Origin of the sequence: Halorubrum sp. SP9 (assembly GCF_005435015.1) — an archaeon.
Classification (GTDB): Archaea; Halobacteriota; Halobacteria; order Halobacteriales; family Haloferacaceae; genus Halorubrum; species Halorubrum sodomense.
Genome location: NZ_SGXU01000505.1, coordinates 1 through 351, shown reverse-complemented (window position 1 = coordinate 351; position 351 = coordinate 1). Strand labels below are relative to the sequence as shown.

The window sequence follows — 351 nt, the reverse complement described above, 5'->3', positions numbered from 1 at the left end:
GATGACGATCAACGAGGAGCGCCGGCAGACGATCGCCTTCTCGGACCCCTACTGGGAGTCCGACCAGGCGATCCTCGTGCGCGAGGGCGGCGACTTCCAGCCGTCCGGGTGGAGCGACTTCGAGGGTACCCGGGTCGGCGCGCAGTCCGGCACCACCGGCGCGAACCAGGTCGAGACGAACCTCGTCGACGAGGGGATCATCTCGTCGGACAGCTTCTCGACGTACGGCAGCTACGTCCTCGCCGTCGAGGACCTCGCGAACGGCAACATCGACGCGGTCGTCGTCGACAACCCCGTCGCCGAGACGTTCGCCGCGAACCGCGACGTGACGATCGCGTTCGTCGAGGAGAC

General features: G+C 67.8%; 1 pseudogene. It reads left to right on the top strand.

Going from position 1 to position 351, the window contains the following annotated elements:
* Positions 1–351 (top strand): annotated as a pseudogene (locus EXE45_RS18400) (transporter substrate-binding domain-containing protein); the annotation flags it as partial.